Source organism: Rhodococcus sp. AW25M09, from assembly GCF_000333955.1.
GTDB lineage: Bacteria > Actinomycetota > Actinomycetes > Mycobacteriales > Mycobacteriaceae > Rhodococcoides.
Genome location: NZ_CAPS01000109.1, coordinates 68,447 through 94,303 on the forward strand (window position 1 = coordinate 68,447; position 25,857 = coordinate 94,303).

Annotated in this window: 24 protein-coding genes and 1 pseudogene; 11 read left to right on the top strand and 14 right to left on the bottom strand. The window is 65.0% G+C overall.

Going from position 1 to position 25,857, the window contains the following annotated elements; all coding sequences use genetic code 11:
* The first annotated feature begins 13 nt into the window (after window positions 1-13).
* Window positions 14-1,186: an acyl-CoA dehydrogenase family protein gene (locus tag RHODMAR_RS20670; protein WP_008718447.1), complete on the top strand. Its 1,173-nt coding sequence runs from the start codon at window positions 14-16 to the stop codon at window positions 1,184-1,186.
* 65 nt (window positions 1,187-1,251) lie between these two features.
* Here RHODMAR_RS20670 and RHODMAR_RS20675 read toward each other — a convergent pair whose 3' ends face one another.
* Window positions 1,252-2,634 carry a cystathionine beta-synthase gene (locus RHODMAR_RS20675; protein WP_008718449.1) on the bottom strand — a complete coding sequence of 461 codons (1,383 nt, stop codon included), beginning with the start codon at window positions 2,632-2,634 and terminating at the stop codon, window positions 1,252-1,254.
* A gap of 97 nt (window positions 2,635-2,731) precedes the next feature.
* Here RHODMAR_RS20675 and RHODMAR_RS20680 point away from each other — a divergent pair, with 97 nt between their 5' ends.
* Both RHODMAR_RS20680 and RHODMAR_RS20685 read left to right on the top strand, forming a co-directional pair.
* The gene (locus tag RHODMAR_RS20680) at window positions 2,732-3,745 is read left to right on the top strand and encodes an SGNH/GDSL hydrolase family protein (protein WP_008718451.1); all 1,014 of its coding nucleotides are present in this window, start codon (window positions 2,732-2,734) and stop codon (window positions 3,743-3,745) included.
* Between the two features lie 72 nt (window positions 3,746-3,817).
* The gene (locus RHODMAR_RS20685; RefSeq protein WP_008718453.1) at window positions 3,818-5,038 is read left to right on the top strand and encodes an acetyl-CoA C-acetyltransferase; all 1,221 of its coding nucleotides are present in this window, start codon (window positions 3,818-3,820) and stop codon (window positions 5,036-5,038) included.
* A gap of 70 nt (window positions 5,039-5,108) precedes the next feature.
* On the opposite strand, the gene RHODMAR_RS20690 is transcribed toward RHODMAR_RS20685, so the two are convergent.
* Window positions 5,109-5,957: a Bax inhibitor-1/YccA family protein gene (locus RHODMAR_RS20690; protein ID WP_008718457.1), complete on the bottom strand. Its 849-nt coding sequence runs from the start codon at window positions 5,955-5,957 to the stop codon at window positions 5,109-5,111.
* 196 nt (window positions 5,958-6,153) lie between these two features.
* On the opposite strand from RHODMAR_RS20690, the gene RHODMAR_RS20695 reads away from it, so the two are divergent.
* Window positions 6,154-6,579 (top strand): hypothetical protein, encoded by a 426-nt coding sequence (locus RHODMAR_RS20695; protein WP_008718459.1) that lies wholly within the window; start codon window positions 6,154-6,156, stop codon window positions 6,577-6,579.
* Window positions 6,580-6,582: 3 nt separating this feature from the next.
* On the opposite strand, the gene RHODMAR_RS20700 is transcribed toward RHODMAR_RS20695, so the two are convergent.
* Window positions 6,583-7,707: a class I SAM-dependent methyltransferase gene (locus RHODMAR_RS20700; protein WP_042939986.1), complete on the bottom strand. Its 1,125-nt coding sequence runs from the start codon at window positions 7,705-7,707 to the stop codon at window positions 6,583-6,585.
* An 81-nt stretch (window positions 7,708-7,788) separates the two neighbouring features.
* Here RHODMAR_RS20700 and RHODMAR_RS29440 point away from each other — a divergent pair, with 81 nt between their 5' ends.
* Window positions 7,789-7,911: a hypothetical protein gene (locus RHODMAR_RS29440; protein WP_269744633.1), complete on the top strand. Its 123-nt coding sequence runs from the start codon at window positions 7,789-7,791 to the stop codon at window positions 7,909-7,911.
* Window positions 7,912-7,926: 15 nt separating this feature from the next.
* Here the strand turns inward: RHODMAR_RS29440 and RHODMAR_RS20705 are convergent, their stop codons facing one another.
* Genes RHODMAR_RS20705 through RHODMAR_RS20715 form a run of 3 tightly spaced genes read right to left on the bottom strand, consistent with a single transcriptional unit; the run spans window position 7,927 to window position 9,842 of the window.
* Window positions 7,927-8,451, bottom strand: a complete 525-nt coding sequence (locus tag RHODMAR_RS20705) for a peroxiredoxin (protein ID WP_008718464.1) — start codon at window positions 8,449-8,451, stop codon at window positions 7,927-7,929.
* Window positions 8,452-8,466: 15 nt separating this feature from the next.
* A complete protein-coding gene (locus tag RHODMAR_RS20710) occupies window positions 8,467-9,237 on the bottom strand; it encodes a tyrosine-protein phosphatase (protein WP_042940002.1) in 771 nt (256 codons plus the stop codon).
* A 32-nt stretch (window positions 9,238-9,269) separates the two neighbouring features.
* A complete protein-coding gene (locus RHODMAR_RS20715; RefSeq protein WP_008718467.1) occupies window positions 9,270-9,842 on the bottom strand; it encodes an antibiotic biosynthesis monooxygenase in 573 nt (190 codons plus the stop codon).
* Between the two features lie 169 nt (window positions 9,843-10,011).
* On the opposite strand from RHODMAR_RS20715, the gene RHODMAR_RS20720 reads away from it, so the two are divergent.
* On the top strand, window positions 10,012-10,533 hold the full coding sequence (locus tag RHODMAR_RS20720) for an Lrp/AsnC family transcriptional regulator (RefSeq protein WP_008718468.1): 522 nt from the start codon (window positions 10,012-10,014) through the stop codon (window positions 10,531-10,533).
* Window positions 10,530-11,695, top strand: a pseudogene (locus RHODMAR_RS20725) (NAD(P)/FAD-dependent oxidoreductase). The gene RHODMAR_RS20720 and the pseudogene RHODMAR_RS20725 overlap by 4 nt, the downstream one beginning before the upstream one ends.
* Window positions 11,696-11,706: 11 nt before the next feature.
* On the opposite strand, the gene RHODMAR_RS20730 reads toward RHODMAR_RS20725, so the two are convergent.
* The 3 genes from RHODMAR_RS20730 to pdhA are packed head-to-tail and all read right to left on the bottom strand — an operon-like array spanning window position 11,707 to window position 15,182.
* Entirely contained in the window at window positions 11,707-13,035 is a 1,329-nt protein-coding gene (locus tag RHODMAR_RS20730; protein ID WP_008718474.1) for a dihydrolipoamide acetyltransferase family protein, read from the bottom strand.
* Window positions 13,036-13,083: 48 nt separating this feature from the next.
* Window positions 13,084-14,103 carry an alpha-ketoacid dehydrogenase subunit beta gene (locus RHODMAR_RS20735; protein ID WP_008718476.1) on the bottom strand — a complete coding sequence of 340 codons (1,020 nt, stop codon included), beginning with the start codon at window positions 14,101-14,103 and terminating at the stop codon, window positions 13,084-13,086.
* Window positions 14,100-15,182: a pyruvate dehydrogenase (acetyl-transferring) E1 component subunit alpha gene (pdhA, locus tag RHODMAR_RS20740; RefSeq protein WP_008718478.1), complete on the bottom strand. Its 1,083-nt coding sequence runs from the start codon at window positions 15,180-15,182 to the stop codon at window positions 14,100-14,102. The genes RHODMAR_RS20735 and pdhA overlap by 4 nt, the downstream gene beginning before the upstream one ends.
* Before the next feature lie 134 nt (window positions 15,183-15,316).
* Between pdhA and RHODMAR_RS20745 the strand changes: the two genes are divergently transcribed.
* Together RHODMAR_RS20745 and RHODMAR_RS20750 are read left to right on the top strand one after the other, a co-directional pair.
* Complete coding sequence (locus RHODMAR_RS20745; protein ID WP_008718481.1) at window positions 15,317-15,796, top strand: Lrp/AsnC family transcriptional regulator; 480 nt, start codon at window positions 15,317-15,319, stop codon at window positions 15,794-15,796.
* Window positions 15,797-16,054: 258 nt separating this feature from the next.
* Complete coding sequence (locus tag RHODMAR_RS20750) at window positions 16,055-17,083, top strand: Glu/Leu/Phe/Val family dehydrogenase (protein WP_051048214.1); 1,029 nt, start codon at window positions 16,055-16,057, stop codon at window positions 17,081-17,083.
* An 89-nt stretch (window positions 17,084-17,172) separates the two neighbouring features.
* Here RHODMAR_RS20750 and RHODMAR_RS20755 read toward each other — a convergent pair whose 3' ends face one another.
* Both RHODMAR_RS20755 and gabT read right to left on the bottom strand, forming a co-directional pair.
* Window positions 17,173-18,624 (bottom strand): NAD-dependent succinate-semialdehyde dehydrogenase, encoded by a 1,452-nt coding sequence (locus tag RHODMAR_RS20755; protein ID WP_008718485.1) that lies wholly within the window; start codon window positions 18,622-18,624, stop codon window positions 17,173-17,175.
* A gap of 1 nt (window position 18,625) precedes the next feature.
* Window positions 18,626-19,990, bottom strand: coding sequence for a 4-aminobutyrate--2-oxoglutarate transaminase (gene gabT / locus RHODMAR_RS20760; RefSeq protein WP_008718486.1), 1,365 nt, complete (start codon window positions 19,988-19,990; stop codon window positions 18,626-18,628).
* A gap of 130 nt (window positions 19,991-20,120) precedes the next feature.
* Between gabT and RHODMAR_RS20765 the strand changes: the two genes are divergently transcribed.
* On the top strand, window positions 20,121-21,623 hold the full coding sequence (locus RHODMAR_RS20765) for a PucR family transcriptional regulator (RefSeq protein WP_042939987.1): 1,503 nt from the start codon (window positions 20,121-20,123) through the stop codon (window positions 21,621-21,623).
* Here the strand turns inward: RHODMAR_RS20765 and RHODMAR_RS20770 are convergent.
* The 3 genes from RHODMAR_RS20770 to RHODMAR_RS20780 are packed head-to-tail and all read right to left on the bottom strand — an operon-like array spanning window position 21,620 to window position 24,767.
* On the bottom strand, window positions 21,620-23,305 hold the full coding sequence (locus RHODMAR_RS20770) for a flavin monoamine oxidase family protein (RefSeq protein WP_008718490.1): 1,686 nt from the start codon (window positions 23,303-23,305) through the stop codon (window positions 21,620-21,622). The genes RHODMAR_RS20765 and RHODMAR_RS20770 overlap by 4 nt on opposite strands.
* The gene (locus tag RHODMAR_RS20775) at window positions 23,302-24,138 is read right to left on the bottom strand and encodes a carbon-nitrogen hydrolase family protein (RefSeq protein WP_008718493.1); all 837 of its coding nucleotides are present in this window, start codon (window positions 24,136-24,138) and stop codon (window positions 23,302-23,304) included. The genes RHODMAR_RS20770 and RHODMAR_RS20775 overlap by 4 nt, the downstream gene beginning before the upstream one ends.
* Window positions 24,135-24,767 carry a helix-turn-helix domain-containing protein gene (locus RHODMAR_RS20780; protein ID WP_008718494.1) on the bottom strand — a complete coding sequence of 211 codons (633 nt, stop codon included), beginning with the start codon at window positions 24,765-24,767 and terminating at the stop codon, window positions 24,135-24,137. Before RHODMAR_RS20780 ends, RHODMAR_RS20775 begins: the two co-directional genes overlap by 4 nt.
* A 117-nt stretch (window positions 24,768-24,884) precedes the next feature.
* Between RHODMAR_RS20780 and speB the strand changes: the two genes are divergently transcribed.
* Window positions 24,885-25,844, top strand: a complete 960-nt coding sequence (speB, locus tag RHODMAR_RS20785) for an agmatinase (RefSeq protein ID WP_008718496.1) — start codon at window positions 24,885-24,887, stop codon at window positions 25,842-25,844.
* Window positions 25,845-25,857 lie beyond the last annotated feature (13 nt).

Sequence of the window (25,857 nt, forward strand, 5' to 3'; positions counted from 1 at the left end):
GGAAAGAGGCACCGTGGCCAACTCCCAGAGCGTCGACGAACTGTTCGCGATCGATTCACTCCTCGACGACGAGGAACGCCAGATCCGAGATACCGTCCGCAAGCTCGGCAACGAACGCATCAGACCGCACATCGCCGATTGGTTCGAAGAAGGCACGGTGCCGGTCCGCGAACTGGCCAAAGAGCTGGGGTCTCTCGGACTGCTGGGCATGCACCTCGAGGGCTACGGCTGCGCCGGAACGTCTGCGACGGCATACGGCCTGGCCTGCCTCGAACTCGAAGCCATCGATTCCGGCATCCGCTCGCTGGTCTCGGTACAGGGTTCGCTGGCGATGTTCGCCATCTGGAAGTACGGCTCGGAGGAGCAGAAGCAGCAGTGGCTACCGGGGATGGCCGAGGGATCGCTGATCGGCTGCTTCGGGCTCACCGAAGCCGATTTCGGCTCCAATCCCGGCGGCATGCTCACCCGCGCCAAGCGCGACGGTGACGATTGGATTCTCAACGGCAGCAAGATGTGGATCACCAACGGTCCGGTCGCCGACGTCGCCGTCGTGTGGGCGCAGACCGACGACAAGGTCCGCGGTTTCGTCGTCCCCACCGACAGCCCGGGATTCACCGCCAACACGGTGAAGAAGAAGCTGTCGCTGCGGGCGTCGATCACCGGTGAGCTGGTCTTCGACGACGTCCGATTGCCGGCAGACGCCATGCTGCCCGAGGCCCGCGGCCTGAGCGGACCGTTGAGCTGCCTGAACGAGGCTCGCTTCGGCATCATCTTCGGCGCGATGGGCGCGGCTCGAGATTGCATCGAATCGGCCGTCGAGTACTCCACGACCCGCGCGGTGTTCGACAAGCCCCTCGCCGCGTACCAGCTCACGCAGGCCAAGCTTGCGAACATGGCTCTCGAACTCGGCAAGGGCGAGCTGCTCGCGCTGCACCTGGGCCGACTCAAGGACAAGGGCGAGCTGCCCGGCGAACGGGTGTCGCTGGGCAAGCTCAACAATGTGCGCGAGGCCATCAAGATCGCTCGCGAGTGCCGAACAATTCTGGCCGCCAACGGAATCACACTGGAGTACCCGGTGCTCCGTCACGCCAACAACCTCGAATCCGTACTCACCTACGAGGGCACGTCCGAGGTTCATCAACTGGTGATCGGGCAGGCACTGACCGGCTCGAGCGCGTTCAGGTAGGGCTTCGCCCTCGTGCGCCTTTTGCACCCCTCCAGGTATGCAAAAGGCGCACGAGGCCGCCAGGCCTAGGCCTTGCTGAGGAATCCGAGCAGGTCGTGCCGGGTGATGACGCCGACGGGCTTACCTTCTTCGACGACCATCAGCGCATCGGATTCGCCGAGTGCCTTGGTGGCGTCGGAGACGGTTTCACCGGCACCGATGAGCGGGAACGGCTCGCTCATGTGCTGGGCGACCGGGTCGGCCAATGTGGCGCGACCCTCGAACACGGCGCTGAGCAGATCGCGTTCGGTGACGCTGCCGGCGACCTCGCCTGCCATGACGGGCGGCTCGGCACCGACGACCGGCATCTGCGAGACGCCGTATTCACGCAGGATCTCGATGGCGTCGCGCACGGTCTCCGACGGGTGGGTGTGCACCAGGTCCGGCAGGGCACCGGACTTTCCGCGCAAGACAGCGCCGACCGACGTCTCCTTCGTGGTGCCGTCCAGACGTGAACGCAGGAACCCGTACGAGGACATCCACGAGTCGTTGAAGATCTTGGCCAGGTAGCCGCGACCGCCGTCGGGCAGTAGCACGACGACCAGTGCGTCGGGCCCTTCGCGCTCGGCGACCTGGATCGCAGCCACAGCAGCCATGCCGCACGAGCCGCCGACCAACAGGCCCTCTTCCCGTGCGAGGCGACGGGTCATGTCGAACGAGTCGTTGTCGGACACGGCGATGATCTCGTCCGGGATGGACGGGTCGTAGGCGGTCGGCCAGAAGTCCTCACCGACGCCCTCGACGAGGTACGGCCGTCCGGTGCCGCCCGAGTACACCGAGCCCTCGGGGTCGACGCCGATGACCTTGACCTTGCCGCCGGAGACCTCCTTGAGGTACTTGCCGGTGCCGGAGATGGTTCCGCCGGTACCGACTCCCGCGACGAAGTGCGTGATCTTGCCATCGGTGTCGGCCCAGATCTCGGGACCGGTGGTCTCGTAGTGGCTGGCCGGGCCGGCCGGATTGGAGTACTGGTTCGGCTTCCAGGCTCCGTCGATCTCGCGGACGAGTCGATCGGAGACGCTGTAGTAGCTGTTGGGGTCGTCGGGCGCAACGGCCGTGGGGCAGACGACGACCTCGGCTCCGTAGGCGCGCAGCACGTTGCGCTTGTCCTCACCGACCTTGTCGGGGCACACGAACACGCACTTGTAGCCGCGCTGCTGAGCAACGAGTGCGAGGCCGACGCCGGTGTTGCCGGACGTCGGTTCGACGATGGTGCCGCCGGGCTTCAATTCGCCGGACGCCTCGGCTGCGTCGATCATCTTCACCGCGATGCGGTCCTTGGACGAACCCCCCGGGTTGAGGTACTCGATCTTGGCCGCGACCGTTCCGGCACCGTCGCCGATGACGGTGGACAACTTCACCAACGGGGTGTTGCCGATGAGTTCGGTGATGTGCTGAGCAATGCGCATTGCCCCATCTTCCCAGATGCGCGTATTTCACTCTCGGTCACGGCCGTCGATACCCCGCATACGATGGTGTCGACGGCGCGAGGAGAGGGATCGATCTGTGACGGCGAGCGGATGGCGTACCGCTGCGAAGGCGAGCGCCGCAACGGTACTTGCAGGCTCCGGAGCAGGGACGGCGTCCTGGGCCGCGTACCGACATTTGATGGGCCAGGCCGCTGCGGCGCGCGGGGTGATCGGGCGCACCACCGCCAAACCACCCGAGGCGGACGGCGTCTACACCGCGGGCTGCGCGGCCCCGGAACGGTGGCGGATGGGAAGTTCAGCAGATATTCATCTGATGATCTTCGGCGACTCCACCGCGGCCGGCGTGGGCTGCATCGTTGCCGACGAAGTGCCCGGCGTATTGCTCGCTCGCGGGCTGGCCGAGGAAACCGGCCAACGAATTCGATTGAGTACCAAAGCAATCGCCGGTGCCACCTCCAAGGGACTCGAAGGCCAGGTCGACGCCATGTTCGTCGCCGGACCGCCACCCGACGCTGCGGTGATCTTCATCGGCGCGAACGACGTCACCAAGAAGTTCTCCATTCCCGCATCGGCGGCAAGACTGGGTGACGCGGTCGAGCGACTGACGGCCAAGGGCTGCGTCGTCGCCGTGGGCACGTGCCCGGATCTCGGCGTCGTGACGGCCATTCCGCAGCCGCTGCGCACCGTCGTCCGCAATTGGGGTCGACGCCTCGCCCATGCCCAGACGGCCAGGACTCTCGGCGCGGGCGGCCATCCGGTGGCGCTGGCGGATCTGCTCTCCCCCGAGTTTCTCGCGGCCCCGGACACCATGTTCTCGGCGGACCGCTTCCACCCGTCGGCGGCGGGGTACGAATTGGCCGCCCAACAGATTCTGCCGGTGCTCGCGTCCGCCTTGGGTGTATGGCACGGTGGCCCGTTGCCCGAGCTACCGACCGTCTCCGCTGCCGCCGAATCACGCAGAGCAATCCCCCGCGCCACGGCCGCATTCGACCGCTTCCTCCGGCGAAGAACCGCTGAGCTCGACGCCGAAATCAGCACAGCGTCGGAGGATCTCGTACGTCCTGTCGGGGGCGGATCGGCAGCGTTGTAAGTTCGGACAGGAGACATCGCCTACCCGGCGGTAACACAGCAGTTCGGCAATATCGATTCACAAGGAGATCTCATGCCAGAGGCAGTCATCGTCGCCACCGCGCGCTCACCGATCGGCCGAGCGATGAAGGGTTCGCTCAAAGACATTCGTCCCGACGACCTCACCGCTCAGATGGTCGCCGCTGCGCTGGCCAAGGTGCCCTCGCTCGATCCGAAGGACATCGACGATCTACTCCTGGGCTGTGGCCTGCCCGGCGGCATGCAGGGCAACAACCTCGCCCGGATCGTCGCAGTGCAGCTCGGCTACGACTCTCTGCCCGGAACGACGATCACCCGATACTGCTCGTCTTCGCTGCAGACCACCCGGATGGCGCTGCACGCGATCAAGGCAGGCGAGGGTGACGTGTTCATCTCCGCCGGCGTCGAGAGTGTGTCGAGCTTCATCCACGGCAGCTCCGACTCGCTTCCCGAGAGCCACAACCCGATCTTCGCCGACGCCGAGGCCCGCACCAAGAAGGCACAGGAAGAGGGCGCGGACAGCTGGACCGACCCCCGCGAGAACGGCGAGCTGCCCGACGCGTACATCGCGATGGGCCAGACGGCCGAGAACGTCGCCCTGCTCACCGGCATCAGCCGTGAGGATCAGGACCACTGGGGCGTCCGCAGCCAGAACCGCGCCGAAGAGGCCATCAACTCCGGCTTCTTCGAGCGCGAGATCACCCCGGTGACCTTGCCCGACGGCACCGTCGTCAACACCGACGATGGGCCCCGCGCCGGCACCACGTACGAGAAGATCAGCCAGCTCAAGCCGGTCTTCCGTCCGAACGGCACCATCACCGCCGGTAACGCGTGCCCGCTGAACGACGGCGCAGCAGCGCTCGTCATCATGAGCGACACCAAGGCCAAGGAACTCGGCCTGACGCCGCTGGCCCGCATCGTTTCCACCGGAGTCACCGGCACGTCTCCCGAGATCATGGGCCTGGGACCCATCGAGGCCACCCGCAAGGCACTGAAGATCGCGGGCATGTCGATCTCCGACATCGACCTGTTCGAGATCAACGAGGCCTTCGCAGTGCAGGTCCTCGGTTCGGCCCGCGACCTCGGCATCGAGGAGGACAAGCTGAACATCTCCGGTGGCGCTATTGCGGTCGGCCACCCGTTCGGAATGACCGGTGCCCGCATCACCACCACGCTGCTCAACAACCTGACGACACAGGACAAGACGTTCGGCGTCGAGACCATGTGCGTCGGCGGCGGCATGGGTATGGCCATGGTGCTGGAACGACTCAGCTGAGCCGTAGCTCCCTTGGACAACGAAAAAGCCCCGCCCTCTTCGATGGAGTGCGGGGCTTTTCTCGTGAGTACTAGTCGTTCTGGAAGTAGCTCAGCAGACGCAGGATTTCGACGTACAGCCACACCAGGGTGATGGTCAGGCCGAGGGCGACGCCCCAGGCTGCCTTCTCGGGAGCCTGTGCACGGATCAGCTGATCCGCCTGGTCGAAGTCGAGCAGGAAGCTGAACGCTGCGATACCGATGCAGACGAGGCTGAAGATGATGGCGATGGGTCCGCCGTCACGCAGTCCGAATCCACCGTCCATGAAGAAGCTGGCAACCAGGTTGCCGAGCATCAGTACGACGACGCCGATCAGGGCACCGACGATCATGCGGGTCAAACGCGGGGTGACCCGAATTGCGCCGGTCTTGTAGACGATCAGCATGCCGAAGAACACGCCGAACGTGCCGAGGATTGCCTGGCCGATGAGTGCGGACCCGCCACTCATTCCGAACGACTCACCGGTGAACACCAGCGACAGTGCGCCGAGGAATACTCCCTCCGCGGCAGCGTAGGCAAGCACGATGAACTTGTTGTCCATTTTGCGCCCGAATGTCGCGAACATGACCAGACCGAAGCCGATGAGGCCACCGGCGATGAGCAGCGCGGGCGCTACCGATGGATTCGCCGAGGCGTACAGGTACGAGATGATCGCGGTGACGCTCAGCACGCCGAGGGTGATGCCGGTCTTGGTGACGACGTCGTCGATCGTCATGGCCCGCTGCGCGGGCTGTGTGGTGTAGGGCTCGGCCTGCGTTCCGGGATGCTGGCCGAAGGTTGCGGCCTGCGAGGCTCCAGCCGTCGCAGATCCGAATGTGGCGTAGCCGCCGCCCTGCTGTTTGGGCAGGTTGCGGAACACCGGGTTGCTGGAGGTGCGCACCGTGTCTCTTCCCTTCGTAAGTTCTGATCCCCACCGGGGATCTCCCCGTCGGTCATCATGTCAACGTCCGACATCCGGACAAAAGTTCCCGAGGGGATACTTCGACGACGGACAAAACGGACTCTACCGGGTGCAACCTCGACACGCGTGGACGACCGCGTGTGTGACACCGAATCGAAACGGGCACTATGAGGGAATGGCAATCGAAGACGGACCCGACCAGACTTTGGACACCAGCGAAAGCGTCGACTCGGACGAGGTACGCAACGACGACGGCGACACCGTGGTCGATGCCCCCGACCATTGGAGCGAGGCCAACAGTTTCGGAACCACCGCTCGTGAGGCTTCCGAGGGCGAGAGCCTCGACCTCAAGCTCAGCGAGGAAGAGCCCGATGTCAGCGTCGAGGAAGATCTGGACCGCCCGGTCGCCGAGACTCCCGACGCCGAGTTGACCGAGGAATTGGTCGACCATGTCGTCGAGGAATCGGACGAGGATCCCGACATCGACTACGCGGAAGGTCAGCGTCAGGCCGAGATCGTCGAGGGCACTCTCGTCGAGGACCTCGGCCGCAACCGGGGCCAGATCGACGGATCTCCGGAAGACGGCGGCCCCGTCACCTGACGTTCACCGCTCGCTCGGGCGTACCGAGCGAGCGACGGTGAACTTGCTGTTGCGTCCCATCGAGTCGGTCGGGCCCACGGCGTCGGCCAGTTCGCGTCGATAGTTCAGATGAGTGTTGTACACCGTCCACAGTTGTCCGCCCGGCCGCAGGACCCGACCGGCGGCGGCGAACAATTTGCTCGCTCCACCCGTGTGCACTGCCGCGCCCTCGTGGAACGGCGGGTTGCACACCACCAGGTCGATCGACTCGGACTCGAATGTCGACATCGCGTCGTCCGCGACGACCGAAATCGTGGTTCCGTTGGCCACCGCTGTCGCCGCCGCCGAGGCGGTGGCTGCAGACGAGCGGTCGGTGGCGATCACGTCGAGACCGGGCCTGGTGCGAGCGAGTTCGGTTGCGAGAATTCCTGTGCCGCAACCCAAGTCGACAGCCGTGCGAGCTCGCGGCGACATCTTGGGAACGTACTCGAGCAGAAACCGCGTGCCCAGGTCGAGACCGGCTCCCGCGAACACCGCACCGTGCGCGACGACCGTCATGTCCAGGTCTGCGATTCGCTTGCTCACCGGATACGTCGGGCCCGACGCCACCGCCCCGGTTGCGGTGAGCACTCGCGCCTTCTGCCGTCCTCGGCCGGCCGTGACCGTCTCGAACGACCGTCGCAGTACGTCGTTCATCGCGGGGGTCATGTGCTTGTCCCGCCCACCGGCCAGTACGACGACGTCCGCCCGCGCATGGGCCGCGATGTGCTCGGCCATCTCGGTGAGCTCGGCCAGACCTCGCGGCAACTGCATCAACACCGTGCCGACGCCGTCGAGCAGCGCGGCACCGAGTTCGTGCTGGGTGTACGAGCCGATCATCGACACCCGCGCGGCGTTCAACTCGAGTGCCCGTATGCCGGTGACCGCGTCCTGGTGAACCCGCACGTTCGTGAATCCCAACCCGACGGCACCGAGCGTGAGAGCACCGTATCGGTCACCGATCACCGCGATCGGTGCCGTTCTGTCGATGTCCGGCCGCTCGTCGACGGTGTCGAGAACGAGTCGATCCGCGGCGTCGACGGCGTGCAGGTTGGGTGCCTCGGCGTCGGGCTCGCGGCGCAGGGCGTCGAACAGGGATTCATCGGGCATCCGAGCAGTATCCCATCCGGTACGCGTGCATATTGCGCGCGGCGAGTGGCTATTGCAGTCGATCAGGGGCATGCTCGAGGAATGGAACACAAAGAAAAGAACGAGGCGCTCTTCAGCCACCCCGACGATGCGTCCACCGATGCGCACGCCGAGTCGTCGAAGCCGGCCGTCTACACCGCTCTGTTCAGCGGCACCAACGAATAACGACGCACTGCACCGTCACGACAGGTAGCGCAGGTACTCCAATGCCTTGGTCGCATGGACATGACCGCGCTCGCTCTGCACCACCATTCGCACCACTCGCTGTCGATCGATCACGAACGTCGTCCGCTTGACGGACAGCAATTGCCGCAACAGACCTCGTCGAGCGGCGTTCGAGTGCCCGCGTTCGAGCTCACGAAGCCGATGCCTGCGGGCGAACCACCCACCCCGCCGCACCCCGAACTGCTCGGCGACCGCGCCATCCGAATCGGACAGCAACGGAAAATCGAACGACCTCTGCAGCGCGAAATGAAGATTTCTGTCGCGGGTGTCGGTGCTGATGCCGACCCGCTGAGCGCCGAACCTGTCGAATTCCGCACCCAGGTCCCGAAAGTGACAAGCCTCGGCGGTGCAGATGGGAGTGTTGGCGGCCGGGTAGAAGAACAGGACGACCGGCCCCGCTGCAGTCAGCTCCGTGAGTGCACGAAATTCGCCGGAATGATCCGGTAGGTCGAAATCCGGTGCCGTCGTCCCGATACGCATGCGGCGAGGCTACCGCTACGAATCGACCAGGGCCGCACTCAATCGCCGTCGTAGATCGGAATCGATCCCCAGATGTGCCAGATACCCATCGAACGAGCCGTGCGCCGACTCCATGGCCGCCATACCGTGCTCGAGATAGGACACGCGCACGCCCAACATCGCGTCGGCGGCAAAGCCGTCCGCGTCGGCGGCTCCCGCCCAGGTTCGACGCACGTGAGCCAGCAGCGGCGCCATGGCGTCATTGCTCTTCAGGTAGTCCGCGACGATGTCGTCCTCGCTGACCCCGGCCGCCCGCAGGACGGTCGCGACCGTCCAGCCCGCGCGGTCCTTGCCCGCGGCGCAATGCACCAGAACTCCACCGCGCCGCTCGGCGAGTGCGTCCACCACCCGCTTGATCGCGTGTGACGCCCCGTCGAGGGTCGGGAACGACGCATAGGCCCGCATCATGTAGTCCACTTGACTGTGCTCGTCCTGAATCGGCGCCTCGTGTGGGGCGCGCTCGCCTCGTTCGTTGTCGAACGGTACCGAGATCGACTCCACGCCTGACGGAACTCGATCTTTGCCGCTTCGACCGATCTCCGAGTCACCACGGAAGTCGAACACCGTGCTGATTCCGAGGCCTGCGACAGCGCGCCGGCCTTCGTCGCTCAGGGCGCTCAATTCGGAAGCGCGATAGAACGATCCGGGGCGGACGGCCGCACCGTCCCTCGCGCGCACACCGCCGAGATCGCGGAAGTTCCATGCCCCGTCGAGGAAGAATTGATCGTCTACACAGGCGTCCGGCATGGGCTCGACTGTACCGAAGGCCGACACCTGTTCTAGCTGCGCGGCACCAGCCACCGGCGCAGCCGCGCAGTGACGAACGGCATCACGACGTACACCATGAGCGGCGTACACATCATCACCACGAGGGCAGTGCGCAGCGCTACGTTCACACTCGTCAGGTGCGGCGTGACGACGATGTTGACCAGCAGACTGACGGCATAGAAGGCCACACCGATCGACACGGCCTGCTTCCACCGCGGCGGCGGACCACCGATCACTCGAACCGCCTCGGTGAGGTTGGACTGCGGCTCGAACCACCCCTCCACACCGGACAGTCGATGTGTCGCAACATCATCGGCGATGGAACGGCCGGTGCTGAGCCAGCCGCGTCGAGCCTGGGACTGCAGCCATGCGTCGAGGTGATCGTGGGTCTCGAATCGGTACATCACGTGGTAATCGGTCGAGTCGCCGGAACTGCGCAACCAACCGCCACCGAGGAATCCGGGAAAGGTTCGGACGAGATCGATTCCGCGCTCGGTCCACTCCACGAACTCTGCTTCGTAGCCCTGGCGAACACGTCGCGCAACCGAGGTCGTGACGTGATCGAGCGTGTCGGCCGTGGTCATTCGGTACCCCTTCTGCGTGTTCTCCCTGAACATGGATGTTCTACACAGCCTGGTTCCTGGTGGACCTAACATCAAACCGAGAGCACAATCGAAGATTGATGGCTCCCACCGGAGCTGCGTGTGACGATTCGTCCACGATTGCCTCTCTCGAACGACCTGGAGTGGACGGATGGCACAGACCGAACCCGAGTACGAACCCGAGTACGAACCCGAGTACGAACTCGACGACGTGGATCGACGCATCGTCACCGAGCTCAGCCGCGACGGACGCATGTCCATGCGGGCCCTGGCCGAAGCGACCCACATCTCCCGAGCGCATGCTTACGTGCGCGTCGATCGGCTCATCGACGAAGGCGTCATCGAGGGCTTCACCGCGCGCATCGCATACGAGAAGGCCGGTTTGAGCGCATCCGCCTACGTGGCACTGTCCATTCGGCAGGATTCGTGGCGTGCCGTCGCCGACGACCTGAGCACCTTTCCGTTCGTCGAACACGTCAGCCTCATGGGCGGTGATTTCGACGCGCTCGTTCTGGTCCGGGCTCCAGATACGTCGGCGCTGCGACATCTGGTGCTCGACAAGCTCCAGGGACTCGACGGGATACTGTCGACGCGAACCTGGCTGATCTTCGACGAGGCGATCGGGCCCGGCGCGCAGTGGTCTGCGGAGAAGACGAAAGGGAGAAAGCCATGAACACTTCCAACGGCGACACGAACCGTAGCGACGTGATCGTCGTCGGGGGTGGAATCGGTGGCGTATCGCTCGGCTACGAGCTTGCGAGCGATCGCCGAGTCACGCTGCTCGAGCGCGAGAAGACCCTGGCCTTTCACACCACCGGGCGCTCGGCTGCGCTGTTCCTCGAAACCTACGGCAACAGCACCATTCGCGCCCTGACGACGGCCAGTCGAGACTTCTTGGTGAACCCACCGGAGCACTTTCGATCCGAACTCCTCACCCCGCGCCCACTGCTGCAGCTCGCGGCCACCGGACGTGGCCACGCGTTGGAAGCGATGTACGCCGACATCACCGGCCTCACCCCGGACGCGCAGCTCATTTCCCCTTCCGAGGCTCGTGAGTTCTTTCCGCCACTACGCCCCGAACTGATCGATTGCGCTCTGTACGAGCCACATTCGATGGAGGTCGATGTGCACGCGTTGCATCAGGGCTTCGTGCGGGGGTTGCGCGATCGCGGCGGACGAGTACACACCGGAGCCGGGGTGACATCACTCGAGCGCGTCGACGGCCTGTGGCATATCACCACCTCGGACGGCTCCAGATTCACGGCTCCCCTCGTCGTCGACGCGGCCGGCGCGTGGGCGGATGTCCTCGGCGCGATGGCCGGGGCCCACCCCATCGGACTCGTACCCATGCGCCGATCGGTGTTCATGGTTGCCGCACCCGACGGCCTGAGTACCGCAGATCTGGCGACCTTGAGCGATATCGACGAGAAGTTCTACATCAAACCCGAAGGCGCACAACTCCTGTGCTCACCTGCCGATGAAACCCCACCGAGCCGAGTGACGCCCGCCCGGACGAGCTCGAGATCGCGCGGGCGTTCGACGACATTGCCGAGGCCACCACGTTGACTGCGCGGCATGTTCGTTCGTCCTGGGCCGGTCTACGCAGTTTCGTTCCCGACCGCACCCCGGTCGTCGGATTCGATTCGGAAGTCGAGGGTTTCTTCTGGTGCGCCGGGCAGGGTGGCTACGGGATCCAGACGTGTGCGGCACTCGCCAGAGTGGGCGCGGCACTCGTTCGTGGACAGGCACTTCCGGAGGACGTAGCGGACAGAGGTCTACGCGGCGTCGATCTGTCGGCCGATCGACCGGGTCTGTCGACACCCGCCGAGCACTGATTCAGCAGTACTCAGCCCAGAGCGATCAGGTTCAGCGGATCGGACAACAATCGCCCGACGAGGGCGAGGAACTCAGACCCTTGCCGGCCGTCGACGAGCCGGTGATCGAACGACAGTGACAACGTCGTCACCGACCGCAAAGCGATCTCGCCCTGATATTCCCAGGGCATACGGCGGATCGAACCGAAACACAGGATGCCGGCTTCGCCGGGGTTGAGGATCGGCGTACCGGCATCGACTCCGAAAACGCCCACATTGGTGATCGTGATCGTGCCGTCGGAAAGATCGACCGGACTGCTCTTGCCTTCTTTGGCGGTGCGGGTCAGATCTGCCAGTGCGCGCGCGAGGTCCACGAACGAGAGTTCGTGCGCATTCTTGATGTTGGGCACCATCAATCCGCGTGGGGTCGCCGCGGCGATCCCCAGGTTGACGTAGTACTTGGTGACGATCTCCTGATTCGCCTCGTCCCACGAGGAGTTCAGCGACGGATTCGATTTCAACGCCACAAGAACCGCTTTGGCCACCAATGCCAGCGGGGTCAGCCGAACCTCCGCGAAGTGGGCCGAGGACCGCAGCGAGTCCAACAACGTCAGGGTCTCGGTGACGTCCACAGTGACGAATTCGGTGACATGCGGGGCCGTGAACGCACTGCGCACCATGGCATCCGCGGTGTGTTTGCGCACCCCTTTGATCGGGGTGCGCTCTTCACGGCCGCTTCGCTGCGGTTCCACCTCTCCTACCGTGTTCTCTCCCTGCAGGTACGACTCGACGTCCTCGCGGGTGACGTCACCGCGCGTTCCGGTCGCGGGTATCTCGGCAAGGTCGACCGCGTTGTCCTTCGCGAGCTTTCGCACCGGCGGCGCCGCCAACGGCTTGCCGTTCTGCCCGTTCGGCACCGTCGAGACCGGTGCTCCCGCTCTACCGCCGCGTCGACTCGAGCCTTCCTTCACCACTCCGTATCCGACCAGAACCGGAACGCGCTCCTCGCCGTCCTCGGGCGAGCGTGCTCGGTCCGCCTCGGGAGCGTCCTCGACACTCTCGGGGGCTGGGCTCTCGGCTGCTGGGCTCTCGGGCGCGGCCACGTCCTCGTCGCCACCGTCGACCCTGATGTCGATGATCGGCACCCCGACCTCGACGGTGTCGCCTTCGGACACGTGCAGTGCAGCGACGACACCCGCGAACGGTGACGGAAGTTCGACGGCCGCCTTGGCTGTTTCGACCTCGGCGATGTTCTGGTTCAACTCGACGGTGTCACCGACGCCGACCAGCCAGGTCAACAGATCGGCCTCGGTGAGGCCCTCCCCGAGATCGGGCAACGGAAAGCTCTTGATGGTGGGCATCATCGAATCCTGTTCGGTATGCAGCGTCAGTGGTCGGTGTAGGCGAGGTCAGTGAGAGCGGCAGCGGTCTACCGCGTCGAGCATCCGGTCTACGTCGGGTAGGTAGAACTTCTCGAGTTTCGACGCGGGGTACGGGGTGCCGAATCCGCCGACGCGTAGCACCGGTGCTTCGAGGTTGTAGAAACACCGTTCGGAAATTCGGGCGGCGATCTCCGATCCGAGTCCCATGAATACCGGAGCCTCATGGGTTACCACCAGCCGTCCGGTCTTGCGCACCGAGGCCTCGATGGTCTCGAAGTCGATCGGCGAGAGCGATCGCAGATCGATGACCTCGATCGAGATGCCCTCGTGCGCAGCAACTTCGGCGGCTTTGCGGGCGGTGGAGACGAGCGGCCCGTAGGCGAGCAGGGTGACATCGGTGCCCTCGGTGACCACCCGTGCCCGATGCAGTGGATACGCCCCGGCCAGATCGGTGTCATCCAGATCGATCGGGCCCTTCTCCCAGTACCGGCGCTTGGGCTCGAAGAACAGCACCGGGTCGTCGCTGGCGATGGCCTGCTGAATCATCGAGTAGCCGTCGGCGGCGTTGGCGCAGGTGACGACGCGAAGGCCCGCGGTCTGCGCGAAATATCCCTCGGGAGACTCCGAATGGTGCTCTACGGCACCGATTCCGCCGCCGTACGGCACTCGAATCGTCATCGGAATCTTGACATTTCCGCTCGTGCGGTAATGCAGTTTGGCGACCTGAGAGACGATTTGGTCGAACGCCGGGTAGATGAAACCGTCGAACTGGATCTCGCACACCGGCCGAAATCCCCGCATCGCCAGGCCGACTGCGGTGCCGATGATGCCCGACTCGGCCAGTGGCATATCGAGTACGCGGCCGGGACCGAAGTCCTTCTGCAGGCCGTCGGTGATGCGGAAGACGCCACCGAGCTTGCCGATGTCCTCGCCCATCAGCAGGACTTTCGGATCGTCCTCCATCGCTCGCCGCAGACCTGCGTTGATGGCCTTGCCCAACGGAAGGCCGGTGGGCCGTTGCTGCACAGGATGCTCCAGCGTGGTCATGACGTGGCTCCTTCGAATCCGGCCTGGTACGCGGCGTATTGCGCGCGTTCCTCGTCCAGGAGGGGGTGCGGGTCGGCGTATACGTTGTCGAACACCGACATCGCCGGGGGTTCGACGGTCTCGAGGCACCCACGACGAAGCTCGGCGGCGACGTCGTCGGCGGTGCGCTTCACCGAGGCGACGAATGCGTCGTCGAACACGCCGATTCGTGTGAGCAGCTTCTCGATTCGGTCGATCGGATCTTTCGCACGCCATTCGTCGTCGGTGGCACCGGAGCGGTACCGCGTCGGATCGTCGGACGTGGTGTGCGGGCCCATGCGGTAGGTGACGGCCTCGATGAGCGTCGGGCCACTGCCTTCCCGTGCTCGGGCCAGCGCCGCCCTGGTCACCGCCAGTACGGCGAGAACGTCGTTGCCGTCGACGCGCACCGAGGGGATTCCGTACCCCTCGCCTCGGGCTGCGATCGTCGCCTTCGTCTGCACGGTCACCGGTTCGGAGATCGCCCACTGGTTGTTCTGACAGAAGAACACCACCGGAGCGTGGAAGCTGGCCGCGAAACCGAGCGCCTCGGAGATGTCCCCCTGGCTGGTCGCGCCATCACCGAAGTAGGTGATGGCGGCACCGTCGGCACCCTCGAGCTGCATGCCGATTGCGTACCCGGTCGCGTGCAGGCCCTGCGATCCGACGATGATCGCCGGAGTGGTCATGCGGTATTCGTACGGGTCCCAACCGGACAGGGTCGATCCACGCCAGAACCGCAGCATCCGGGTGGGATCCACACCGCGGCAGTAGGCGACGCCGTGCTCTCGGTAGCTGGCGAACACGAAGTCCTCGGTCTCCAGCGCCCGCGCCGAACCGACCTGCGCTGCTTCCTGACCCAGCAACGGTGCCCACAACCCCAGTTCACCTTGTCTCTGCAGCGCAGTGGCCTCGGTATCGATGCGTCGAACGACAACGAGATCGCGATACATATCCATCATTGCGGCGGTGTCGATGTCTGCAACGAGAGGCGAGTAGGTCTCGTTGCGGACCACGGTTCCCGACTCTTTGATCAGCTGTACCAGCGAGGTGGTGTTCATGGTCGCGGCACTCTCCGTCCTGGTGTGATGTCCTTCACAAGGACACCACCGACGTCCAGTGTGCACAAGTGATGACTTCACAACTGCGCACCATGCACAATATTGGGTGACGACCGAGCTACAGGAAGTGCGCAATGACCGATCTGGACAAGACCGACGCCCGACTCCTCCTCGCCCTCTGCGGTAAGCCGCGGGCCACCGGCGTCGAGCTGGCGACGACGCTCGGCCTGTCTCGCAACACGGTGCAGGCGCGGCTCGGCCGATGGGACGAGAAGGGGTCGCTCACCCCGATCGATCACCGCATCCCGCCGAGATCGTTGGGTCGCCCGCTGCAGGCCTTCGTCACTGCACAGGTCAACCAACACACCCTGGCAGCGGTAACCGAGCACCTGCGCACGATCCCGGAGGTACTCGAAGTGTTCGGACTGTCGGGGGCCGCGGACATGCATATTCGTATCGCCGCTGTCGACGCCGAGGACCTCTATCGCATTGCCGGTCTCATCCTCGACATCCCAGGAGTCGAGCGCACCAATATGTCCATCGCGATGTCGGAGCTCATCCAGTACCGCACCAAGCCGCTGCTCGAACAACTCGCCGAGGACGGACGCCGCTGAGCATGCCGACCACCGCTGCCGGGTCGAGCCGGGGCCACACCGTGCAACATGCACGTTTTCGGCAGCCGAGGTTGACCACCGTGCACCTTCGCGACAGTCTCTGACGAACAAGCCTTCCCGGGTATCACCGTCTCGGGTGCCGCCGTTCATCACCGAAAGAGTCCGCCTGTGTCCGTCGTTGCCGACCGTTCCGCCGCCGTATCCAGCCCCTCGTCCGACGCGTCCTCAGCCGCAGCAGGCGTCTTCGACCGTCCTGATATGCCGCACGACTCGGCGCACGAACGCGTCGTGTTCTGCCAGGATCGCGACACCGGGCTGCGAGCGATCATCGCGGTCCACTCCACTGCACTCGGACCGGCTCTGGGCGGAACGCGCTTCTACCCCTACGCATCCGAGCAGGACGCGTTGACCGATGTGCTGCGGCTCTCGCGCGGGATGACCTACAAGGCGGCGGTTGCGGGAGTCGATCTCGGTGGCGGCAAAGCGGTGATCATCGGCGATCCCACTGCCGTCAAGACCCCGACGTTGCTGAACGCCTACGGCCGGTTCGTCGAGTCGCTCGGTGGAAGCTACGTCACGGCAGGCGATGTGGGCACGAACAGTGACGATCTCGACATCATCGCAGAAGAGACCACACACGTGGTGGGCAAGAACACCACCGCCGGCGGCACCGGCGACAGTGGACCGCAGACTGCGCTCGGGGTCTTTCTCTCGCTCCGCGCTGCAGCCGAATCATGCTGGGGCTCCGATGATCTGGCCGGAAGGCGCGTCGGCGTCGAAGGTGCGGGCAAAGTGGGCTACAACCTCGTCGGCCTACTCCGAGATGCCGGCGCCGAGGTGGTCGTCGGCGACTCCTACGCGCCCGCACTCGATCGCATCGTCGACAACTTCCCCGGCGTCACCATCGGATCCGACATCATCGGTGCCGATATCGACGTCTACGCACCGTGCGCCATGGGAGCAACCCTCGACGCAACCTCGGTGGCCCGTTTGTCGGCATCCATCGTCTGCGGCGCGGCCAACAACCAGCTGCTCACGCCCGACGTCGAGATGATGCTGGCTGCGCGCGGAATCGTCTGGGTGCCCGATTACGTCGCCAACGCAGGCGGGTTGATCCAGGTGGAAGGTGAACTGCGCGGCAAGGATTCGGCCGAGGTGATGGCCACGATCGGACAGATCCGCGACACCGTTGCCGGCATCTTCGCCATCGCGCGGGCCGAGGGCATGCTGCTGGGTGCAGCGGCCGATCGCCTGGCCGAGAACCGCATCGCGGCCGCCGGGCACTGAGCAACGGCCGAGCACTTCTCGCTCCACTCCGGGCTGTCGATCAGGGATTACCGGATCCTCTGCCATGGAGTGGAGCGATACGTGCACGTCTATGCAAGCGCGATGTACTTGGTCTCGAGGTATTCCTCGATGCCTTCCGAGCCGCCCTCGCGTCCGAATCCCGATTCCTTGACGCCTCCGAAGGGAGCTGCGGCGTCGGAGATGGCACCACGATTGACGCCGACCATCCCGGTGTCGAGCGCCGCCGATACCCGCAGGGTGCGGTCGAGGCTCTCGGTGAAGAAGTACGCCACCAAACCGTATCGGGTGTCGTTCGCCGCAGCGATCGCCTCGTCCTCGGTGTCGAATCCGACGATCACCGCGACCGGCCCGAAGATCTCCTCCTGCAACAGATGTGCATCCACGGGTATCCGGTCCAGCACCGTGGGCGCATAGAAGAATCCGGGCCCCTCCTTCGCCTTTCCTCCGGTGCGCACCCGAGCACCCTTTGCGACGGCATCGTCGACGAGTGCAGACACGGTCTTGCGCTGCTTGTCGTTGATGAGCGGCCCGATGTCGGTACCGTTCCGATCACCCGGTCCCACTGTCAGCGCCTCGATCCGCGCGGTCAACTTCGCGGTGAACTCCTCACGTACGGAGTTCGCGACGTACAGACGGTTGGCCGCCGTGCACGCCTCGCCGCCGTTGCGCATCTTGGCCAGCATCGCCCCGTCGACGGCGGCGTCGATGTTCGCGTCGTCGAACACGATGAACGGGGCGTTGCCGCCGAGCTCCATCGAGGTGCGCAGCAATCGATCGGCGGCGTTACGTACCAACAGCTTTCCCACGCCGGTCGATCCGGTGAACGTGATCTTCCTGAGTCTCGGATCATCCATCAACGGGCCGCTGACGGCCGCCGCATCGGAGGTCGGGAGGATCGAAAGCACGCCGCTGGGCAGACCGGCGTCGGCGAAGACCTGCCCGAGAAGAAGCATCGTCAGCGGAGTGTCCTCGGCCGGCTTGACGATGACGGTGCACCCCGCGGCCAGTGCGGGCCCGATCTTGCGAGTACCCATCGCCAACGGAAAATTCCAGGGCGTGATGGCCAAGACCGGGCCGACCGGCGACTTGGTCACCAGGATTCGGCCGTTACCTGCCGGTGCAGAGCTGAACCGACCACCGATCCGCACGGCCTCCTCGCTGAACCAGCGCAGGAATTCGCTGCCGTAGTTCACCTCACCGCGGCTCTCCGCCAACGACTTTCCCATTTCGAGTGTCATCAGCAGAGCGAAATCGGCTGCGCGGTCCTGTAGTAGCTCGAACGCACGCCGCAGAATCTCCGCTCGCTCGCGCGGAGGCGTCGCCGCCCACTCCGGTTGTACCGCAGCCGCGAGATCCAGTGCCGTGATGCCGTCGGCCGCTGTGGCGTCGGCGACGGTCGTGAGTTCGTCGCCGGTGGCCGGGTCGATCACAGCGAATCGCGCCCCCGAGGCGGCCGGGGTCTGCTGCCCGCCGAGCCACAGGTCGGTGGGCAAAGAAGAGATCAGCTCGCGGACCACCATGTCAGTGGGCCTGTGCCGCGTTGCGAAGCGCGTCCTCGAGGACGGTGAGCGCCTCATCGAGCAGCTCGTCCGAGATCACCAGTGGCGGGAGCAGACGGATCACGTTGCCGTAGGTGCCGCACGTCAGCACGATGACGCCGGCCTCGAGTGCCGCAGCCGCAACTGCTTTGGTGGCCTCGGGGTTCGGCTCGCGCCCACCCGGTACGACGAGCTCCACGGCCAGCATGGCTCCGCGGCCCCGGACCTCACCGATGATGCCGACGGCGGGTGTCAATGCGTTGAGTCGATCGAGCACGATGCGCTCGATGTCGCGAGCACGCGCGTTGAGATCGAGAGTGTCCATCTGCTCGATCGACGCCAGCGCTGCGGCGCAGGCAACGGGGTTGCCGCCGTAGGTACCGCCGAGTCCGCCCGGGTGCACGGCATCGATCAGGTCGGCGCGGCCGGTGACCGCCGCCAGCGGCATCCCGCCCGCAATTCCTTTCGCCATCGTGATCAGGTCCGGCACGATGCCCTCGTGATCGCTGGCGAACCAGGCCCCCGTGCGGGTGAATCCGGACTGCACCTCATCGGCGATGAACACGACGTCGTTCTCTCGCGCCCAGGTGGCCAGTGCAGGCAAGAACCCTTCTGCAGGAACCACGAACCCGCCTTCGCCCTGAATCGGCTCGATCAGAATGGCGGCGAGATTACCTGCACCCACCTGCTTTTCGATCGCAGAGATCGCTCGGGCAGCAGCGTCGGCACCGGTCACCGAGGAACCGTCGGCGTTCAGGCCCTCGCGGAACGGGTAGGACATCGGAACCCGGTACACCTCGGGAGCGAACGGGCCGAAACCACTCTTGTACGGCATCGACTTCGAGGTCAGTGCCATCGTCAGGTTGGTGCGTCCGTGGTAGGCGTGGTCGAACACGACGACAGCGGAGCGGCCGGTGGCATGACGCGCGATCTTGACTGCATTCTCGACGGCCTCGGCCCCGCTGTTGAACAACACAGTGCGCTTGTCGTGATCACCGGGTGTCAGTTCGGCCAGCTTCTCGGCAACCGCGATGTAGCCCTCGTACGGGGCGATCATGAAACAGGTGTGGGTGAAGTGCGCGACCTGATCCTGCACGGCGGCAACGACGGCCGGGTTGGAGGCACCCACGGTCGTCACAGCGATTCCGGCGCCCAGGTCGATCAACGAGTTGCCGTCCACATCGACGACGACGCCGCCGTTTGCGTCGGCCACGTAGACCGGCAGCGTCGACGCCACCCCTGCACCGACAACGGCCTTACGCCGCTCCGCCAACGCGGACGATCTGGGTCCGGGGAACGCGGTGACGATCTTGCGCTCCTGCGGAAGTCGGTACTCGATCGAGGCCATGGTCGCACCTTTCGTCTGGGCTTGTTCAGCAAGTATGCGACTGTCCACCCCGAGGGAACGCGTGCCATTTCGTCCAGTACATGGAGCAGTTGCACACCATTTCGTCCATAGGTCGATTACAGTGCACCGAGTGAGCGTGCAGATGTCCTGGCTGCTGAGGCAGCGACACCTTCGACTGAGCCATCGCGGCGGACCCGAGCGCAGCGCTGCACCCATCACGTTCGCGCAGGCGACCGAGCTCACCGATCCCAGCCCCTGGCTGTCGGGCGGTGAGCTGATTCTGACCACCGGTCTCGGTTTCGACTCCGACGGCCCCTCGCTCGACACCTACGTCCGAACCCTGGCGACTGCCGGCGTTGCCTGCCTCGGTTTCGGAATCGGCCTCTCGCACAGCACCATTCCGCGGAATATTCTCGATGCGGCAGACGACGTGGGACTTCCGGTCGTGGAGGTTCCCTACGACATTCCGTTCGCTGCCGTCATTCGCGCGATCATGAAACGTATTTCCGAGCAGGAGTACGAGCAGGTCGTTCGTGCTGCGTCGGTGCAGAACCGGATCACCCGGGCAGCCCTGCACGGCGGGGTCGACGCGATCGTCCGTGAACTCGCCCTTGCCACGTCGACGGCGGTGGCGCTGATCGGCAGGCGCACCGAGTCGTTCCATCCGATGGACGCATCCGATCTCGTGGAGCAGGCCGGCGAGATCGCGCGCAGCATCCGCCCGTCCTCGGCGCCGGCCACGGTGTCGGTGAGCGAACCGGGGCGCACCGTGAGCCTGCACTCCGTGCCGATCACCGGCAGCGCTCCGACCTTCCTGGCCATTCGAACCACCGGCCCGATGACGGGAGTCGAGCAAATCCTGCTGGGCCATGCCGTATCGCTGGTGACCCTCGAACTCGAGAAGCCAACGCGGCTACGCGCCGAGCAATCTCGACTCAACAGCCTCGCACTCGGGTTGCTGCTCGACGGGCATCTGCTCTCTGCCCTCGATGAGCACCCGCCGAGTTATCTCGCCGATGCTGCCGACGACGACTCGGCAATCCGGGTCGCGGTGGTCCGCGGACCGTCCGAGCGGATCGTCGAGGCACTCGATGCGCAGTGCCGGCTCAGGTCACGGCCCACCTTCGCCCGAGTCACCGACACCGGCTGCGACCTCCTGCTGCGCGGCTCCGACGACGCTGCGTTCGTTGCACGCCTCGTCGATTCACTTCCGCGCTCGGTGTGTGTCGGTCTCAGTTCTCGCCTACCCATCACCGAATCCCCCGCGGGTCTGCGACAAGCCACGCTCGCGTGCGCCGCCGCCGGGCCCCACGATCGCACCGTGGAGTTCTCCGGGTCGATGCTGCTGGCCTCGGAACCGGTGCAGGAATCGTTGCGCGCCATGGCCGCCATGACCATCGCGGTACTCGCGGAGTACGACCGCAGCCACAGTGCCGATCTGGTGGGTTCACTTCGCGCTTTCCTCGAGGCCAACGGGCATTGGGAAACCGCCGCGGTGCGCCTGTCCGTTCATCGTCACACGCTGCGCAACCGGATCACGCGGTGCGAGGAATTGCTGGCGGTGGATCTGACGTCGGCCCGGGTGCGCGCGGAATTGTTGCTGTCACTTCTCGCCGCATCGTCGAAGGGCTAGTCGCCCAACCGAAGCGGTGCGATGGACTCGAAGACGTCGCCCGGTCCCGGGTTGCTTTCGGCCGACGCTCCGCCCAGGTGATGCACCACGCCCCAGACGGCGTTCAGTGCGGTGTGGATAGCACCTTCCGCCCAACCTGCGGTCCAGGAGATGTCGTCGCCGGCGAGGAAGATTCCTCGGTGCCGAGGCTCGAGTTCGTCCTGAACGAAGTGGGTGAACAGTCTTTCCTGGTACCGGTAGTGCCCCGGCAGGTTTGCCTTGAATGCACCCATGAAATTGCGCTCGGTTTCCCAGGAGAGCGTCACCGGTGTGGAGATGATGTGGCTGCGGAAGTCGACCCCGGGATAGATCTCTTCCAGGGATCGCAGCATGATGTTCATCCGCTCGGTCGGGTCGAGGGCGAGCAGCTTGAGCGAGTCGTCGGACCAGGTGTAGGACAGGCAGATAAGTCCCGGCTTACCCTCGCCCTGATCGAGTAGGTAGGTTCCGCGGCTCATCCTGTCGGTCAGCGTCATGCTGACCAGGTCGCGACCGGTGACCGGATCCTTGTCCTTCCAGAACGGTCGATCGACTAGTGCGAATACTTTGGTCGACCCCATGTAGTGGGTGCGCTCGATGGCCGTCCAGTGATCGATGGGGAACAGATCGTCGTCACATCTGATGTTGCTGAGCAACATCCAACTCTGGGCGGTCACCACGGCAGCGGCGTACGTACGGATGTTGCCGCGATCGTCGTGGATCGTGGTTCCCCCGTCGGTGCGCCTGATTTCGGTGACGCGAGGCATGGTGGCACCGCCGCCCAGCGAAGCCACCGAGGTGCCCTCGGGCCAGTGCACCATGTTCGCGGGCGAGTCGGTCCACAGCCGCATCGGCAACTGCTGTGACCCTCCGACAATCCCTCGATGGTGGTCGTCCGCCGCCGTGCTGACGACTCGAAGGATCTCGAGGATGGAGTTGGGATAGTCGGTGTCCCAACCACCCGTTCCGAAACCGACCTGGCCGAACAGCTCTCGCGTCCGAAACGACGAGAAATGCTCGGACGCGGCGAGGAATCCGTAGAACGTCTGATCGTCGAACTTCACGATCAGTTCGTTCCAGATTCGTTTGATCTCCGCTACGTCCCGCATTCGAATGGCGCGCTGCAGTGGAACCAGTTCGGCGTGTTCCTCGAGCGTGTTGTTCCACGCCTCGGCAACTTCGGCGAATATCGGGGGGAGGTCGTCCAGCTTCTGCGCGTAATGGCTCTCGCCTTTGAGGTCGATCACCGTGCTGGGGGTCACCTCGGCCAGAGGATTCGGGAACGGCGTCGTCTCGAGCCCGACGGCATCGAGGTAGTGGAACAGTGCCGTAGACGACGGCGGAAACCGCATCGCACCCATCTCGGCCACCACACCTGGATATCCGTCGAACGGAACCGAGCGCATTCGTCCGCCGATCCGATCCGATTCGTACACAACCGGTTCGAGACCGAGACGCAGCAGTTCATGGGCGACGACCATGCCCGCGAGGCCACCGCCGATCACGGCAACCTGGGTACCGAGGGCCGCGTCGGGAATGCTGCCGAGACCGGCCGGGTGCGCGAGGTAGTCGTCGTAGGCAAACGGGAAGTCCGGGCCGAACATGGTCAGCGGCTGCTCGTCCTCGGATGCGATTGCGCTGTCCGGGGTGACGGGTGTGGTCATCGGTCGGTCTCCTGCTCGGCCCGCGAGGGTCCTGTCGGGTAGAGAACTGTCCGGTACAGATCGGGTCGGCGATCGGTCAGATGGGTGTTGACGGCGCGTGATCGAGTGAGTTCGGCGGGATCGAGCTGCACCGTCAGAAGTTGTTCGTGTGCACCGGCTCGCGCGATGTCGTTGCCACCCGGCGCGACAGCACAGCTCAACCCGCAGTACGTCAGGCTCGCCTCGGTTCCACAGCGGTTGACGTAGGTGATGAACAGTTGGCTCTCGTACGCCCTCGTCGGAACCACATGGGTTGCGATGATCTCGAACGGGGTCATCAAACCGGTAGGAACGATCAACCATTGCGTTCCGGCATCGGCGTGCGCGCGCACCGTTTCCGGGAATTCGACGTCGTAGCAGGTGAGCAGACCGCAGCGCAGGCCGTCGAAGTCGAACTGCACCAGCAACTCCGGCCCGGGAGCGAAGTGAGTGCGATCGAGTTCGCCGAACAGGTGGGTCTTGCGGTAGCGCGCCAGTGATCGTCCGGATGCATCGACCACCTGCACCGAATTGAACACCGAGTCACCACTGCGCTCGGGATATCCGTACACGATTGCGACAGAACGGGTTCGAGCGATCGCGGCGACGCGCTGAAAGTTGGGACCGTCGAACGGCTCCGCCCGCTCGAGCACGAGGTCACCGATGTCGTAGCCGCTGACCGACATCTCCGGGGTCACCAGGATCGACGCCCCCGCTGCGGCCGCGCCGGCCGCAGCGGCGTCGAGCGCGGCGAGGTTGGCCTCGACATCGCCGGAAAGTTCGGGCCCTTGAAAGAGGGACACGGTTGCTGTCACGATCGAAACTCCTGTTTCTTCATGGGCAACTCCTCGGGCAGCGCCGGGGCCAATACCCACAGAACTCGGGCATCGCCGCCCCCTTCGCTGCGAAAGCTGTGCGGTCGCCGCGGTGAGAACGTGAATGCGTCGCCCGCGCCGAGCAGAACGTCGTCACTGCCGAAAGTGCCGTCGGGATCGGCCTCGAAGATCACCCGAACCTCGCCGGACAGCACATGCACGAAGGTGACGTCCAACGGCAGGGTGTACGCCTCCGCACCGCTCCCGCCGCCGGCCTCGATGTGGCCCAGCAGCACTTGAACGCGACGCTCCCCCACCGGCGTCAGCAGATACTCGGTCATTGCCTCGCCCCCGAAGACGATGCGCGGCAGCGACTCTGCCCGCACCACCTCACCCGCCGGAGCATCGTCGAACAGCGAGCCGACCGGCACGTCGAGGGCAGCGCAGACCCGCACCAACGACGCGACCGACGCGTTCACCTGATCGCGCTCGAGCTTGGACAGGTACCCCTTGGTGACCCCACAGGTGTCGGCGAGCGCGTCGAGAGTCAGTCGCTTCTTCTGCCGCGCCTCCTTGAGCCGCGCACCGATACGCGGTGCGTCGTTCTCGACCGACGTAGCAACAGACACCGTTCTCACCTCTCAGGAAACTCGTGTTGACAAGATCGTGCATCAGAGTAACGCTTGCCGAGCGAACTGGTCGACTCAACTGTCACCGGACTCCTCGACTTCGAAAAGGAATTCTCGATGAACCCGAGCAATCCCGAGCACCCACCGGTCGGTCCGGTCGACGCCACCAAGGTTCCGCGCTTCGCCGAACCGACCACGTTCGCCCGGCTACCCCGACTCGACGAGGTCTCTCGTGCCGACGTCACCATCCTCGGCGTGCCGTTCGATTCCGGGGTGAGCTATCGGCCCGGTGCACGTTTCGGTCCGGGCCACATCAGAGCGGCCTCGAAGCTGTTGCGGCCCTACAACCCCGCCCTGAAGGTCTCGCCCTTCGCCCGTCAGCAAGTGGCGGACTTCGGTGATATCGGGGTCAATCCGTTCGACATCACCGAGGCGCTGACCACGGTGCACGACGCGGTGACGGACCTGCGCGCCGACGGCTCGGCGGTTCTGACTCTCGGCGGCGATCACACCATCGCTCTGCCGATCCTGCGTTCGCTCGCACGCGACCACGGACCGATAGCAGTGCTGCACTTCGATGCTCACCTCGACACCTGGGACACATACTTCGGTGCGCCCTACACGCACGGCACCCCCTTCCGGCGGGCCAGCGAGGAGGGACTCATCGACCTCGAACGATCACAGCACATCGGTATTCGTGGCCCGCTCTACAGCGAGCAGGATCTCGAGGACGATCGTGTGCTCGGTTTCCAGGTGATTCGTTCCGACGACTACGAGGTCGACGGAGTGGCCAGCATCGTCGAGCGCATGCGTAAACGCCTCGACGGCGGCCCCGTCTACGTCTCGGTCGACATCGACGTTCTCGACCCCGCACACGCGCCGGGCACCGGCACTCCCGAGGCCGGCGGCATGACCTCCCGCGAACTGTTGAACACTCTGCGCGGACTGGTCGGGCTGAACGTGGTCGGTGCCGACATCGTCGAGGTGGCACCCGCATACGACCACGCCGAGATCACCGGAATCGCGGCGGCTCACGTTGCCTACGAATTGCTTTCGGTACTGGCACTCAACCGCTGACGTCGATCCCGGC